Origin of the sequence: Buttiauxella izardii (genome assembly GCF_003601925.1) — a bacterium.
Taxonomy (GTDB): domain Bacteria; phylum Pseudomonadota; class Gammaproteobacteria; order Enterobacterales; family Enterobacteriaceae; genus Buttiauxella; species Buttiauxella izardii.
In genome coordinates, this window is sequence record NZ_QZWH01000021.1 from 1 (window position 1) to 15,105 (window position 15,105).

The following is a 15,105-nucleotide window of genomic DNA, read 5'->3' on the forward strand; positions in this document are numbered from 1 at the left end:
TTGTTAAAGAGCAGTGAGTTAGGCGCTTTCGCTTGCTAACTCGAGGTGGCGTATATTACGCTTTCCTCTTTCAGAGTCAAGCGTTTATTTTCGCTTTTCATCTGGCTGACGAGCCGGTTTGTAAGCCGTTGTGCCGTGTCAGTGGAGGCGCAGTATAGGGATTTTCCGGAGGCTGACAAGTACTAAAATGCGAAAAACTTATCGTTCGCTCACTTTCCAGGCAATCTATCTTTAAGAAGCTCAATATTGCCTGGTTTATAAACAAAAACGAGCCCCGGAGGGCTCGTTTTTATCTTTTATGTGACTTACTGCACTGCCACAATATGATTATCTTTTACTTCAAGATGCACAGGTTTCCCAGGAATCAGCTCTCCAGAGAGGATTTGCTGCGCCAACGGGTTCTCAATTTGCTGCTGGATTGCACGTTTCAATGGTCGCGCACCGTATACCGGGTCATAACCATTCTCGCTAAGCAGTTTCAACGCATCTTCAGTAATAGTGACTTCGTAGCCACGGTCTTCAAGGCGTTTGTATAAACGTTGCAACTGAATCTGCGCAATAGAAGCAATGTGTTTTTCACCCAGTGGATGGAACACCACCACTTCATCTATACGGTTAACAAACTCAGGGCGGAAGTTCTGACTCACAACACCAAGCACCAGCTCTTTCATGTGACTGTAGTCCAGCGCGCCAAAGCGTTCCTGAATCAAGTCAGAGCCCAGGTTTGAAGTCATAATCACAACCGTATTACGGAAGTCGACAGTTCTGCCCTGCCCATCAGTCAAGCGCCCATCATCCAACACTTGCAATAAGATGTTGAATACGTCCGGGTGCGCCTTCTCCACTTCATCTAACAGAATGACGGAGTAAGGACGACGACGGACTGCTTCTGTCAGATAGCCACCTTCTTCATAACCTACATATCCAGGAGGCGCACCGACCAGACGCGAGACCGAGTGTTTTTCCATAAACTCGGACATATCGATACGTACCATTGCATCGTCGCTATCAAACATAAAGTTTGCTAACGCCTTACACAGTTCAGTTTTACCTACACCTGTTGGCCCAAGGAACAGGAACGAACCAATCGGGCGATTCGGGTCAGACAAACCTGCGCGGCTACGGCGAATTGCGTTCGACACAGCTTCTACCGCTTCATTCTGCCCAATTACGCGTGTATGAAGTTCTTGCTCCATTCGCAGTAGTTTTTCCCGCTCACCTTCCAGCATGCGAGCCACAGGGATACCCGTCCAACGCGCCAACACATCAGCAATTTCTACGTCGGTAACTTTGTTCCGCAGCAGACGCATCGTTTTACCTTCGCTCTGCGTTGCAGCTGCAAGCTGTTTCTCGAGTTCGGGTATTTTTCCGTATTGCAGCTCAGACATTCTCGCCAGGTCACCAATACGGCGAGCCTGCTCTATAGCAATTTTCGCCTGCTCTAACTCAGCTTTAATAGTCTGAGTGCCGGAAAGTGACGCTTTCTCTGCTTTCCACTCTTCTTCGAGGACTGAATATTCACGCTCTTTCTGCCCTAATTCTTCTTCGAGCATACTCAAACGCTTCTGACTGGCTTCGTCAGACTCTTTCTTCAGCGCCTGCTGTTCCAGCTTGAGCTGGATAATGCGACGGTCGAGACGGTCGAGCTCTTCCGGTTTCGAGTCAATCTGCATACGAATGCTGGAAGCTGCTTCATCGATAAGGTCGATGGCTTTATCCGGCAACTGACGATCGGCAATATAACGGTGCGATAAAGTTGCAGCCGCAACAATCGCCGGGTCAGTGATTTGCACATGGTGGTGCAATTCGTAACGCTCTTTTAAACCACGCAATATAGCAATGGTATCTTCGACAGTAGGCTCGGCAACGAACACCTTCTGGAAGCGACGCTCAAGTGCCGCATCTTTCTCTATATATTGGCGGTATTCATCAAGCGTTGTCGCACCGACGCAGTGTAATTCACCGCGAGCCAGTGCTGGTTTGAGCATATTACCTGCATCCATTGCACCGTCAGCTTTACCCGCGCCCACCATAGTGTGCAATTCGTCAATAAACAGAATGACGTTACCTTCCTGTTTGGAAAGATCGTTCAGCACACCTTTCAGGCGCTCTTCAAATTCACCACGGTATTTGGCACCAGCCACCAGCGCGCCCATATCCAGCGCCAGGACACGTCGGCCTTTCAGCCCTTCCGGCACTTCGCCATTAATAATGCGCTGAGCCAGGCCTTCAACAATTGCAGTTTTACCCACACCAGGCTCACCAATCAGTACCGGGTTATTTTTGGTACGACGTTGCAATACCTGGATAGTGCGACGAATTTCTTCATCACGACCAATCACCGGATCGAGCTTGCCAAGTTCTGCACGCTCGGTCAGATCGACGGTATATTTTTTCAATGCCTGACGTTGGTCTTCGGCACCTTGATCATTCACGTTTTCGCCTCCACGCATTTGCTCAATTGCTGCTGTCACATTTGCCGTGGTAGCACCCGCTGATTTCAGTAAATCAGTTAATGTTCCGCGTGATTCAAGTGCTGCCAGAACAAATAACTCTGACGAAATGAAGTTGTCATTCCGTTTTTGTGCCAATTTGTCGCACAGGTTTAATGCACGGACTAAGTCCTGCGAAGGTTGAACGTCACCGCCCGTTCCTTCAACTTGTGGCAAACGGCTTAAAGCTTGCTCAATATCAGTGCGCAGTTTCCCGGCATTTACGCCAGCAGATGTCAGTAAAGGGCGCACAGATCCACCTTCCTGATTGAGCAACGCGCTCATCAAGTGAAGGGGTTCGATAAATTGGTTGTCGTGCCCGAGAGCTAGAGATTGGGCATCGGCGAGAGCAAGCTGGAATTTATTAGTAAGACGATCCAGACGCATAACTCCTCCCATATACAGGTCAAATTTGCTACTGGAGATAAAATGAGGTCATCCCTCAATTATTCAAGGTTAATGACCTGAAATATTTGAAGCGTTAGATTCCTGCGTTGGATCGTCTTGATTCAATAGGTTATATCAGCCAAATGAAACTTGCCATACGGCCTGTCGTTCTGTCGCGTCGATACGAGAAAAAATCCCCTGCTTCGCTGTAAGTACAACGGTCACCACCACAAATCTCCGTGACGCCCAGAGCAGACAAGCGCTGACGAGCTAATGTGTAGATGTCAGCAAGGTATTTTTCCCCGGAAGGGCGAAATGCAATATCAGCCTGAATGTCTTTAGCCATAAAGGCTTCACGCACTTCAGGGCCGACTTCAAATGCTTCAGGACCAATAGCCGGACCAAGCCACGCCATTATGTTTTCTGGAGCATCTTTAAAACAGGCAACAGTTTCTTCAAGAACGCCTTCGCACAGGCCGCGCCATCCAGCATGAGCGGCTGCAACTTCTGTTCCAGCCTTATTACAGAATAGCACCGGCAGGCAATCAGCTGTCATTACCGCACAAACGGTGCCCGGCGTTGAGCTATAAGACGCATCAGCACGTTTGGACAGATAGGGTCCACCCGCAAGCTTTAACACTTCTTTGCCGTGCACTTGTTCTAACCAAATCGGCTTTGAAGGTAACTGCGCGGCGGCATAGAAGAGACTGCGATTTTTTTCGACATCATCCAGATTATCACCGCAGTGCGCCCCCAGATTAAGCGAGTCGTAAGGCGGCTGACTCACACCGCCAATACGTGTCGAACTGCAAGCAGCCACTCCTTCTGGAAGTGGCCAATGCGGGACGATCAGTTTGCTCATAGCCAGTCCAGTTGGTCCTTATGGAGTTCAGTATCTACACGCAGCGCTTCGATTAACTCGACCATATCCTGAGGAATCGGCGCATGCCATTCCATCAACATACCGCTGATCGGATGATGAAGACGCAGCATGGTTGCGTGTAAAGCCTGGCGGTCAAACTTACGCAGTACGCTGACAAACTCTTCCGATGCACCTTTTGGTGGGCGTGGGCGGCCGCCATAAAGCTGATCGCCAACCAACGGATGAGTAATATGAGCCATGTGGACACGAATCTGGTGAGTACGGCCTGTTTCCAGGCGCAAACGCAGGCGCGTATGCACACGGAAATGTTCCATGATTCGGTAGTGCGTAACCGCAGGTTTACCCATTGGATGCACAGCCATATGCGTACGTTTAGTCGAATGGCGGCTGATTGGCTCATCTACTGTGCCACCCGCAGTCATATGACCAATCGCAACCGCTTCATATTCACGCGTAATTTCACGTAATTGCAAAGCTTCAACCAGGTGAGTTTGCGCAGGAACAGTTTTCGCCACGACCATCAGACCGGTAGTGTCTTTATCCAGACGATGCACAATGCCCGCACGCGGCACATCGGCAATCGGCGGATAATAATGAAGCAGCGCATTTAGTACGGTTCCGTCAGGATTACCCGCACCAGGATGCACAACGAAATCACGCGGTTTGTTAATCACCAGAATATCGTCATCTTCATAAACGATATTGAGCGGGATATCTTGTGGTTCCCAGCGCACATCCTCTTCGATTTCAGCATTGATTGTGACGTTCTCGCCACCCAATACTTTTTCTTTCGGCTTGTCGCTGATATTGCCATTGACCAGCACGCGCTGTTCAAGAATCCATTCTTTTATGCGCGATCGTGAATAATCAGGGAACAATTCGGCCAAAGCTTGATCTAAGCGTTGACCGAGTTGAGATTCGGACACTGTTGCGGTGAGTTGTACTAGTTGTGCCATAGACAGCTTCTTCGTTAACGTTGGGTTTTACGGCAATGCCGTTTAATATAGTGTGCTATTGTAGCTGGTCTTAATCGGGAGCTGGAACTGCGAGCTTCCCGGATAACATTCTGAGGAAAGTCAAAACGTCATGACGCGTATGAAATATCTGGTGGCAGCAGCCACGTTGAGCCTGGCTTTGGCTGGTTGCTCCAGTTCCAAGGATGAGGTTCCTGATAATCCACCTTCTGAGATCTATGCGACTGCCCAGCAAAAGTTGCAGGACGGTAACTTTAAAGCGGCGATAACGCAACTGGAAGCGCTGGATAACCGTTATCCGTTCGGGCCTTACTCGCAGCAAGTGCAGTTAGATCTTATCTATGCCTACTACAAGAATGCTGACTTGCCACTGGCACAGGCAGCTATCGACCGCTTTATGCGTTTAAATCCGACCCATCCCAATATCGACTACGTACTTTACATGCGCGGTCTGACGGATATGGCGTTGGATGATAGCGCATTACAAGGTTTCTTTGGTGTAGATCGTTCAGACCGAGATCCAGCCCATGCTCGTGATGCTTTCAACGATTTCTCTAAGCTGGTTCGCGGTTACCCGAACAGCCAGTATGTCACCGATGCCACCAAGCGTCTGGTGTTCCTGAAAGATCGTTTAGCGAAATATGAGCTTTCGGTGGCGCAATACTACACTAAACGCGGCGCGTGGGTTGCAGTAGTTAACCGTGTCGAAGGAATGTTGCGTGATTTCCCTGATACTCAGGCCACTCGTGATGGCTTGAAGCTGATGGAAAATGCTTACCGCGAAATGCAAATGCCGGCTCAGGCCGACAAAGTCGCTAAAATTATCGCGGCTAACAGCAGCAAAGCCTGATTCACTGATTCAGAAAAACAAAATGGCAGCCCAAGTGGCTGCCATTTTTATTGCCTGATTTTCCCCTCGCACCACCAAACTGAAACGGTTTAGCGTCAGGTCATCCAATCAAATATGGACGCTATTACGCAGTTCTTCAAGCATTAAAAACGGAGATCCTGTCCTGCCTCACAAAAAGGGTTTACTGACAAAAAGTGACAAAATAGTGTGATTCACATCACACATTTTGACATTCAGAAAGGTATGCTGGAGTTACCAAGACGGGAAAGACAAGAGGTAACTTTATGACAATGAACATTACCAGCAAGCAAATGGAAATCACCCCAGCGATTCGTCAACACGTCGCAGACCGTCTAACTAAACTGGACAAGTGGCAAACTCATCTAATTAATCCACACATTGTTTTGTCCAAAGAACCGAAAGGTTTCGTGGCTGATGCCACCATTAATACGCCAAATGGCCAGCTCGTAGCGAGCGCTAAACACGATGATATGTATACGGCTATCAACGATTTGATTAACAAACTGGAGCGGCAGTTGAATAAAGTGCAACACAAAGGTGAAGCGCGTCGCACAGCAGGTTCAGTGAAAGACGTTGCTATCGCAGAAGTTGAAGAAGAGTAACCTTTTAGCTTTATCAATCAATACAACGCGCCTCCGGGCGCGTTTTTTATTGACAGGGCGAAAACAGACCGGGTAAGTTACCCATACGACTTATCAGGAACCCACCATGAAATTATTTCCGTTTTTCTTCGCATTCTTTTTTACCTTCCCCTGAATGGGAGGCAATTCGTCGTGTGATAGAAAATGCGAAGACGAACAAACAGGCCTCCCCCAGCGGGGAGGCCTTTTTTATGGAATTTTATAAGGTAGCGTTATGAGTGAGATGAACCCATTGCTGGAACTGCGCGATAAAATCAGCGCTCTGGATGTAAAACTGCTGGCCTTACTGGCAGAGCGTCGCTTGCTGGCGGTAGAAGTCGGGAAAGCAAAACTCGCCACTCACCGCCCGGTGCGTGATATCGACCGTGAGCGTGACTTGCTTGAGCGCCTGATTGCTCTGGGTAAAACGCATAATCTGGATGCGCACTACATAACACGCCTGTTCCAGCTCATCATCGAAGATTCCGTTCTGACCCAACAAACGCTTTTGCAGCAGCATCTTAATAAAACCAATCCGCAATCTGCTCGAATCGCGTTCCTTGGTCCGAAAGGCTCGTACTCACATCTTGCTGCTCGCCAATATGCCGCTCGCCATTTTGAACAATTCATTGAAAGCGGATGCGCTAAATTCCACGACATCTTCAACCAGGTTGAAACCGGACAGGCCGATTACGCCGTCGTACCACTAGAAAACACCAGCTCTGGCGCAATCAACGATGTCTACGATTTATTACAGCACACCAGCTTGTCTATCGTTGCTGAGATGACCGTGCCAATCGATCACTGCGTGTTAGTTAATGGCACAACCGATCTGAACACTATCCAGACGGTGTACAGCCATCCGCAACCGTTCCAGCAATGCAGCCAGTTCATTAATCGCTACCCGCACTGGAAAATTGAATATTGCGAAAGCACCTCTGCGGCGATGGAAAAAGTGGCTCAGGCAAATTCTCCACTTGTTGCAGCGCTGGGCAACGAAGCCGGTGGTGCGCTTTACGGCTTGCAAGTTCTCGAGCGCAATCTGGCTAACCAAACACAAAACATTACCCGATTCATCGTACTGGCGCGTAAAGCAGTTGAAGTGACTGACCAGGTTCCCGCTAAAACCACGTTACTGATGGCAACAGGCCAGCAAGCGGGTGCATTGGTAGAAGCGTTGCTGGTTCTGAGAAACCATAATCTGATTATGACGAAGCTCGAGTCCCGTCCAATTAACGGCAACCCGTGGGAAGAGATGTTTTATCTGGATGTTCAGGCGAATCTGAACAATGAAGAAATGCGAAAAGCGCTGCGTGAAATGGGTGAAATCACCCGCTCACTGAAGGTGCTGGGCTGTTATCCAAGCGAAAATGTGGTGCCTGTCGAGCCGGTATAACATTGGCAGTAAGCCAGCGTTATGCTGGCTTACTGATTTTGTCTAAACTTCAGTTTTGGCATTCCTGCAACTGCCACTTTGAGCATAAAAATCGCACCAGACAGCGGTCTTTCAGCGACTTCTGCATCACTCATATTTTCGCGGGTAGTTGTGATGAACAGCGTCTTCATATCATCGCCACCAAAACACACCATCGTTGGGCAACGCACCGGCAACCGATATTCTTCCAGTACATCGCCATCAGGCGATAAACGCGCAATGCGGTAACCATCAAACAAAGCCGTCCAATAGCAACCTTCTGCGTCAATAGCCGCGCCGTCAGGGATCCCCTGCCCCGGCTCGAAACGTTTAAACACTTCGCGCTGACCTGGTTCGCCTTGTTCATCTAATGGCGTCCGGTAAATCACGCGGTTTGGTGTATCTGAAGTAAACATCCATTTTTTATCCGCACTAAAAGCCAGACCGTTCGCGCCATGAATATCATGCTGAATAACATGAGCAGTCAGATCGTTGTCAACGCGGCACAACAGCGCACCGTTGTAATCGCCCGGTCCCCAAAATGTTCCGGCATAAAAACGCCCATCCCTGTCCGTTCCACCGTCATTGAAACGAGCTAATGCAGGGTTATTAGGGTTGTCGCAAATTTTTCGCGTGATAAGCCCAGTATGGTTAGTGAGATAAATCCCGCTGCGCAGCGCGACGATAAAACCGCCCGCTTCGCACAACGCAAAACATCCAACTTCTTCGGAAAACTGAATCACATCGTGTTTTTTACTGACAATGTTATAGCGATGAATTTCGTTTTCGAGAATGTCCGTCCAGTAGAGGCTATTTTCTTGCGCACTCCACGTCGGGCATTCAGGTAAGTGGCCGGTGTAATCGAACAGAACTTGCGGCTGTGCCATTTCTCTATCCTTTTCGCCAATACAATTTGCCAATAAAAAAAGCCAACGAGTTTCCCCGATGGCTTTAGATTATAAGACTATTTTGCGATTACGGACGGCTATCATTCGCCTGGCGTAACAAAGTGCGACTTTCACTCTGGAATCGCTGCGCGTAATCGCCGAACCAATGTTCAACTTTGCGGAAACTGTCGATGAACGCTTGCTTGTCACCATGCTCCAGCAGGCCGATCGCCTCGCCAAACCGCTTGTAATAACGCTTGATCAGATCCAGATTACTTTCCGAGGACATAATAATGTCTGCGTAAAGTTGTGGGTCTTGTGCAAATAAGCGCCCAACCATTGCCAGTTCAAGGCGGTAAATCGGTGATGAAAGTGCCAGCAATTGCTCAAGCTGAACGTTCTCTTCCGCCAGATGTAAACCATAAGCAAAGGTCGCAAAGTGGCGCAATGCCTGAATAAACGCCATGTTCTGATCGTGTTCAACGGCTGTCGAGCGGTGTAAACGCGCGCCCCATACCTGAATTTGTTCCAGGAACCATTGATAAGCTTCCGGCTGGCGACCATCGCAATACACCACCACTTGCTTCGCCAGGCTGCCGCTGTCAGGGCCAAACATTGGGTGCAGACCAAGAACCGGGCCTTGATGCGCGGCAAGCATCGCTTGCAGCGGGCCATTTTTCACCGATGCCAGATCAACCAGAATACAGTCATCAGGCAAACGTGGGAGCTGAGCGATAACTTGCTCGGTGATATGAATCGGAACGCTCACGATCACCATGCCCGCATCAGACATTAATTCTGGAGCTTTAGCCCAATCTTCTTTCTCAAGAATCCGAACCTGATAGCCAGACAAGGTAAGCATCTTTTCAAACATGCGCCCCATCTGGCCGCCGCCACCGACGATAACCACCGGGCGTAACGCAGGGAACAGAGTTTTGAAACCTTTGTCATTCTCGCTTGAGTAAGACTCGCGCATAACACGGCGTAAAACATCTTCAATCAGATCCGGCGGAACGCCCAAAGCTGCGGCTTCTTTGCGACGTGAAGCCAACATTGCCGCTTCGCGTTCCGGTACATAAATCGGCAAACCATACTGGCTTTTGACTTCGCCAACTTCCGCTACCAATTCCAGGCGGCGTGCCAGTAACCCCAGCAACGCCTTATCCACTTCGTCAATTTGATCGCGTAGCGCGGTCAGTTCAGCCACCATAGTAAAACCTCTTATGCCTGACGCGCCGCGAGCGTACCGTTCAGATCGTTGTGAATCTCACGCAATAAAGTCTCAGTTGTTTCCCAATCGATGCAAGCATCTGTTACGGAAACACCGTATTTCATTTCACTGCGTGGTTGCTCTGAAGATTGATTACCCTCATGGATATTACTTTCAATCATCAGACCAATAATCGAACGGTTACCATCTTTAATTTGAGCGACAGCTGATTCAGCTACGCCCGGCTGGCGGCGGTAGTCTTTGTTTGAGTTGCCATGGCTGCAATCTATCATCAAGGCCGGGCGGAGTCCCGCCTGCTCCATCTCTTTTTCACACTGCGCAACGTCTGCCGGGCTGTAGTTTGGCGCTTTGCCACCGCGTAAAATCACGTGACCATCAGGATTGCCCTGAGTTTGCAGTAAGCAAACCTGGCCTGCCTGGTTGATGCCAACAAAACGGTGCGGCATAGATGCGGCACGCATCGCATTGATTGCGGTGCCGAGGCTGCCATCGGTCCCATTTTTGAAGCCAACTGGCATGGAAAGACCTGACGCCATTTCGCGGTGAGTCTGAGATTCCGTAGTACGCGCACCGATTGCAGACCAGCTGAACAGATCGCCAAGGTATTGCGGGCTGTTTGGATCAAGAGCTTCCGTCGCCAACGGCAGACCCATGCTGACCAGTTCTACCAGCAAATTACGCGCAATTTTCAAACCGCCTTCAACATCAAACGAGCCGTCCATATGAGGATCGTTAATCAACCCTTTCCAGCCCACAGTCGTCCGTGGCTTTTCAAAATAGACGCGCATCACGAGGTACAGACTATCGCTAACTTGTTCAGACAAAGTTTTAAAACGACGAGCATATTCAATCGCAGTATCAGGATCGTGGATCGAGCAAGGTCCACACACCACCAACAGACGAGGATCGCGGCCAGCGATAATGTCAGAAATGGTCTGGCGGGATTGTTCAATCTGCGCTTCTTGAGCGGCAGTCAGCGGGAATTCCGCTTTCAGTTGATCCGGAGTGATTAAAACCTGTTCGTCAGAAATATGAACGTTGTTCAGCGCGTCTTTTTGCATGATGGCGATCCTGTTAGCTCGTTTGCGATAGTCGTTTCCTCAGTGAGGATGGCACTACCTTACCAGCTTTAGTAAAGATTGCAATCCATTTTACGTAAACAATACGTTACACAGTAAAAATAAATGCCGCTTAACGCCCATTAAAAAGCCATTTCCGTAAAGTTAATATTACAGCCATGCATAACCACTCTATTTATCTGCTCAATCATTCATTCTGTAAAAATAGCGTAGCACCAGGCCATAACCGCTCTATGCTCAGAGAATACTCTTTGAAATGGATATCCAAAAATGCGCTTTATCGCTTTGATTCCAGTGCTATTGCTGACAGCTTGCTATGTCGATCCCTACACACATGCTCCAACGCCAGCTCCTACAGACTGGTATCAGGCTGGCTGGGATGATGCGATGTCAGGGCAACCTATAAGAAGCAATCTCGTGATCGCGCATTTGCATAACGATGAAAATGTGGATCGTGAAGAGTGGCTAAAAGGATATGCGGAGGGTCAGCAGCGGATTTGTGATCCTAAATTTTTAGAAATACTTGGCGAAAGCGGAAAGTCATTTCCTTCCAGTTGCGAAACATTGCCGGATGTCGCCGAACGCCACGCACAATGGGATAAAGCGAGTCGCAAAGGATTTCAGGAATCCTTCATGCATTAGACAAAAAAAGGGCTGCCAGATGGCAGCCCTTTATATGGATGTCGCCTAAGCGAATCTTACTTGGTAAGACGCTCTTTGATACGAGCAGATTTACCAGTACGCTCACGCAGGTAGTACAGTTTAGCTTTACGAACGGCACCACGACGTTTAACAGTAATGCTGTCGATTACTGGGGAGTGAGTCTGGAATACACGCTCAACACCTTCGCCGTTGGAAATTTTACGAACAGTGAATGCAGAGTGCAGACCGCGGTTACGGATTGCGATAACCACGCCCTCAAATGCCTGCAGACGTTTTTTAGAACCTTCAACGACCCATACTTTCACTTCCACGGAATCACCCGGACGGAATGAAGGTACATCCTGTTTCATCTGTTCTTGTTCAATTTGCTTAATAATGTTGCTCATAATTTTGTCTCTTATCCTGGGTAAACTGATAATCGGGGGCTTACGCCATCCCATCATGTTTATGTTGCTGTATTTGCGTGTTCCCGTTGGAACTCCGCCAGCAACCTTGCTTGCTCTTCAGTCAGAGCCAGGTTTTCCAGAAGTTCAGGTCTTCTAAGCCAGGTACGGCCCAGCGACTGTTTCAGGCGCCACCGGCGAATCTCGGCATGGTTTCCCGACAGCAAAACTGGCGGAACCTCCATGCCTTCTAACACTTCAGGGCGAGTATAGTGTGGACAGTCCAGCAACCCATCGGCAAACGAATCTTCGATTGCTGACGACTGATGCCCCAGAACTCCCGGAATAAACCGTGAAACTGAGTCAATCAATACCATTGCTGGTAACTCACCACCGCTGAGAACGTAATCGCCGATTGACCATTCTTCATCAATTTCGGTTTGGATTACGCGCTCATCTACCCCTTCGTACCGCCCACAAACCAGAATTAACTTCTCATTTGTAGCCAGTTCGCTGACGCCTTCTTGATCAAGCTTGCGTCCCTGAGGTGACAGATAGATAACCTTAGCACCTTCTCCCGCCGCCGCTTTCGCTGCGTGGATGGCTTCCCGCAAAGGATTTACCATCATGAGCATACCCGGTCCGCCGCCGTAAGGACGATCGTCCACGGTACGGTGCCGGTCATAAGTGAAGTCACGTGGACTCCAGCTTTGGATGCTCAGCAGGCCATTTTTTACTGCCCGGCCAGTTACCCCGAAATCGGTAATTGCGCGAAACATCTCTGGAAACAGGCTAACTACACCAATAAACACAAGCCAATCCCCATAACGCCGTCTATTACCGTTTATCCGGAGGTTTTAAAAACCAGGATCCCAATCTACTTCAATCGTTTGAGTAGCGAGATCGACTTTCTTGATAACCTGCCCATCGAGGAACGGAACCAGCCGCTCCTTGATACCGAACGCATCTTTCAGGTTTGCCTTAATGACGAGAACGTCATTTGAGCCGGTTTCCATCATGTCAATGACTTTACCGAGCTGATATCCCTCAGTCGTGACAACCTGGCAACCCATAAGGTCTTTCCAGTAGTAGTCACCCTCTTCGAGATGAGGCAACTGCGTTGAATCGACCACAATTTCGCAATTGGTCAGAAGATTCGCGGCATCCCGGTCGTCAATGCCTTTCAGCTTGATGACCAGATCCTGATTGTGGTGCTTCCAGCTTTCCAGCTGTACTTGCTGCCACTGACCCGCCTTCTGGATAAACCAGGGCTGGTACTCAAAAATGCTATCGGCGTCTTCGGTGGAGGAAAACACTCTGAGCCAACCTCGAATACCGTAGCAGGATCCCATCTTACCCAATACGATTGGATTAACAGGTGCCTTTGCGGAGATTTGATTGCTCATCATGACCACCGTGACAGATTAAGCTGCTTTTTTTGCTGCTTTGATCAGCGCAGATACGCGATCAGAAACGGTTGCGCCTAAGCCAACCCAGTGCTCGATACGATCCAGATCCAGGCGAGTTGCCTCGTCTTTTTCACCAGCGATTGGGTTGAAGAAACCAACGCGCTCGATGAAGCGACCGTTACGTGCATTACGGCTGTCAGTAACAACAACCTGGTAGAACGGACGCTTTTTAGCGCCGTGACGTGCTAAACGAATAGTTACCATAACATCCTCTTTAGTGAATAAAACATCGGGCCCCATCGAGGGATGGAGCCCGGTGTCATATTAAAAGCCCGAAAATTTTACTCATTTCGGCGCAAAATGCAATCTAAATGAGCTTAACGACCTGGGAAACCTGGCGGCATCATACCTTTCATGCCGCGCATCATTTTCGCCATTCCGCCTTTCTTCATCTTCTTCATCATGCGTTGCATGTCGTCGAACTGCTTAAGCAGACGGTTGACATCTTGCACCTGCATACCCGCACCCATCGCGATACGACGTTTACGTGAACCTTTGATAATCTCTGGCTGCGCACGCTCTTTGAGCGTCATGGAATTGATAATAGCTTCCATACGCACCAGGACTTTGTCATCCATTTGCGACTTAACGTTATCCGGCAATTGCCCCATTCCTGGCAATTTGCTCATCATACTCGCCATACCGCCCATGTTTTTCATCTGCTTGAGCTGGTCAAGGAAGTCGTTGAGATCAAACCCATCGCCTTTCTTAAGCTTGCTGGCAAGTTTCTCTGCCTGAGCGCGGTCAACTTTGCTTTCAATATCTTCGATAAGCGACAGAACATCGCCCATCCCCAGAATACGGGAAGCAATACGATCCGGGTGGAAAGGCTCCAGCGCCTCAGTTTTTTCGCCCACACCGAGGAATTTAATCGGCTTGCCGGTGATATGACGAATAGACAGCGCGGCACCACCACGGGCATCACCATCGACTTTCGTCAGCACGACACCGGTCAGCGGTAACGCTTCGTTAAAGGCTTTTGCGGTATTTGCCGCATCCTGACCGGTCATGGCGTCGACAACAAACAGGGTTTCAACTGGATTAATCGCAGCGTGAACCTGTTTGATTTCGTCCATCATCGCTTCATCAACGTGCAAACGACCGGCGGTATCCACCAGCAGCACATCAAAGAATTTCAGCTTCGCTTCTTTCAGCGCCGCAGTAACGATATCGACAGGCTTTTGGCCAACATCAGACGGGAAGAAATCGACACCGACTTGTTCAGCCAGCGTTTCCAACTGTTTGATCGCCGCAGGGCGATAAACGTCGGCAGACACCACCAGCACTTTCTTCTTGTGCTTCTCACGCAGGAATTTACCTAACTTACCTACGCTTGTGGTTTTACCCGCACCTTGCAGACCCGCCATCAGCACAACGGCTGGCGGCTGTGCTGCAAGATTCAGGCTCGTGTTCTCTTCGCCCATCGCCGCAACCAGTTCGGCGCGCACGATTTTGACGAACTCCTGACCCGGCGTCAGGCTCTTGTTAACTTCATGACCCACCGCTTTTTCTTTCACGCGGCTGATGAAGTCACGCACCACCGGAAGCGCAACGTCAGCTTCCAGCAATGCCATGCGCACTTCGCGCAGAGTTTCTTTTACGTTCTCTTCAGTCAGCCGCCCGCGGCCGCTGATATTGCGCAATGAGCGCGACAGACGGTCAGTTAAATTATCAAACATTGTCTTTTGCCTAACGTGGTAACTTAGGGCCGCAGCTTGCGACACAAACAGAATTTGGCGGATTATAACATGA

At 49.3% G+C, this 15,105-nt stretch carries 15 protein-coding genes, 1 pseudogene and 1 other annotated feature; of the genes and pseudogenes, 5 read left to right on the forward strand and 11 right to left on the reverse strand.

Annotated features, from left to right (window positions below; translation table 11 throughout):
* Positions 1–305: 305 nt before the first annotated feature.
* The 3 genes from clpB to rluD all read right to left on the reverse strand — a co-directional run bounded on the left by clpB (position 306) and on the right by rluD (position 4,718).
* Positions 306–2,879, reverse strand: a complete 2,574-nt coding sequence (gene clpB, locus D6029_RS10635) for an ATP-dependent chaperone ClpB (RefSeq protein WP_120064736.1) — start codon at positions 2,877–2,879, stop codon at positions 306–308.
* 130 nt (positions 2,880–3,009) lie between these two features.
* The gene (gene yfiH, locus D6029_RS10640) at positions 3,010–3,741 is read right to left on the reverse strand and encodes a purine nucleoside phosphorylase YfiH (protein ID WP_120064737.1); all 732 of its coding nucleotides are present in this window, start codon (positions 3,739–3,741) and stop codon (positions 3,010–3,012) included.
* Positions 3,738–4,718, reverse strand: coding sequence for a 23S rRNA pseudouridine(1911/1915/1917) synthase RluD (gene rluD, locus D6029_RS10645; RefSeq protein ID WP_120064738.1), 981 nt, complete (start codon positions 4,716–4,718; stop codon positions 3,738–3,740). The genes yfiH and rluD overlap by 4 nt, the downstream gene beginning before the upstream one ends.
* Positions 4,719–4,848: 130 nt before the next feature.
* Here rluD and bamD point away from each other — a divergent pair, with 130 nt between their 5' ends.
* The 4 genes from bamD (at position 4,849) to pheA (ending at position 7,623) form a co-directional block, all read left to right on the forward strand.
* A complete protein-coding gene (gene bamD, locus D6029_RS10650; protein WP_034497781.1) occupies positions 4,849–5,586 on the forward strand; it encodes an outer membrane protein assembly factor BamD in 738 nt (245 codons plus the stop codon).
* Between the two features lie 284 nt (positions 5,587–5,870).
* The gene (gene raiA, locus D6029_RS10655) at positions 5,871–6,209 is read left to right on the forward strand and encodes a ribosome-associated translation inhibitor RaiA (protein ID WP_064513185.1); all 339 of its coding nucleotides are present in this window, start codon (positions 5,871–5,873) and stop codon (positions 6,207–6,209) included.
* A 105-nt stretch (positions 6,210–6,314) separates the two neighbouring features.
* Positions 6,315–6,441, forward strand: a sequence feature (Phe leader region).
* Entirely contained in the window at positions 6,316–6,363 is a 48-nt protein-coding gene (gene pheL / locus D6029_RS22600; RefSeq protein WP_193216298.1) for a pheA operon leader peptide PheL, read from the forward strand. (Overlaps the previous feature by 48 nt.)
* A gap of 21 nt (positions 6,442–6,462) precedes the next feature.
* The gene (gene pheA / locus D6029_RS10660; RefSeq protein ID WP_120064739.1) at positions 6,463–7,623 is read left to right on the forward strand and encodes a bifunctional chorismate mutase/prephenate dehydratase; all 1,161 of its coding nucleotides are present in this window, start codon (positions 6,463–6,465) and stop codon (positions 7,621–7,623) included.
* Positions 7,624–7,652: 29 nt separating this feature from the next.
* Here the strand turns inward: pheA and D6029_RS10665 are convergent, their stop codons facing one another.
* The 3 genes from D6029_RS10665 to aroF all read right to left on the reverse strand — a co-directional run bounded on the left by D6029_RS10665 (position 7,653) and on the right by aroF (position 10,820).
* Entirely contained in the window at positions 7,653–8,528 is an 876-nt protein-coding gene (locus D6029_RS10665) for an SMP-30/gluconolactonase/LRE family protein (RefSeq protein ID WP_120064740.1), read from the reverse strand.
* Between the two features lie 88 nt (positions 8,529–8,616).
* Positions 8,617–9,738, reverse strand: a complete 1,122-nt coding sequence (tyrA, locus tag D6029_RS10670) for a bifunctional chorismate mutase/prephenate dehydrogenase (protein WP_120064741.1) — start codon at positions 9,736–9,738, stop codon at positions 8,617–8,619.
* Between the two features lie 11 nt (positions 9,739–9,749).
* Positions 9,750–10,820, reverse strand: a complete 1,071-nt coding sequence (gene aroF, locus D6029_RS10675; RefSeq protein WP_120064742.1) for a 3-deoxy-7-phosphoheptulonate synthase AroF — start codon at positions 10,818–10,820, stop codon at positions 9,750–9,752.
* 288 nt (positions 10,821–11,108) lie between these two features.
* On the opposite strand from aroF, the gene D6029_RS10680 reads away from it, so the two are divergent.
* A complete protein-coding gene (locus D6029_RS10680; protein WP_120064743.1) occupies positions 11,109–11,480 on the forward strand; it encodes a DUF2799 domain-containing protein in 372 nt (123 codons plus the stop codon).
* A 56-nt stretch (positions 11,481–11,536) separates the two neighbouring features.
* On the opposite strand, the gene rplS is transcribed toward D6029_RS10680, so the two are convergent.
* The 5 genes and pseudogenes from rplS to ffh all read right to left on the reverse strand — a co-directional run bounded on the left by rplS (position 11,537) and on the right by ffh (position 15,032).
* Positions 11,537–11,887 (reverse strand): 50S ribosomal protein L19, encoded by a 351-nt coding sequence (gene rplS, locus D6029_RS10685; RefSeq protein WP_034457314.1) that lies wholly within the window; start codon positions 11,885–11,887, stop codon positions 11,537–11,539.
* Between the two features lie 40 nt (positions 11,888–11,927).
* A pseudogene (gene trmD / locus D6029_RS10690) lies at positions 11,928–12,696 on the reverse strand (tRNA (guanosine(37)-N1)-methyltransferase TrmD).
* 45 nt (positions 12,697–12,741) lie between these two features.
* Complete coding sequence (gene rimM, locus D6029_RS10695) at positions 12,742–13,290, reverse strand: ribosome maturation factor RimM (protein ID WP_120064744.1); 549 nt, start codon at positions 13,288–13,290, stop codon at positions 12,742–12,744.
* Between the two features lie 18 nt (positions 13,291–13,308).
* Positions 13,309–13,557 carry a 30S ribosomal protein S16 gene (gene rpsP, locus D6029_RS10700; RefSeq protein ID WP_064513208.1) on the reverse strand — a complete coding sequence of 83 codons (249 nt, stop codon included), beginning with the start codon at positions 13,555–13,557 and terminating at the stop codon, positions 13,309–13,311.
* Positions 13,558–13,670: 113 nt separating this feature from the next.
* A complete protein-coding gene (gene ffh / locus D6029_RS10705; protein WP_120064745.1) occupies positions 13,671–15,032 on the reverse strand; it encodes a signal recognition particle protein in 1,362 nt (453 codons plus the stop codon).
* Between the last annotated feature and the right edge of the window lie 73 nt (positions 15,033–15,105).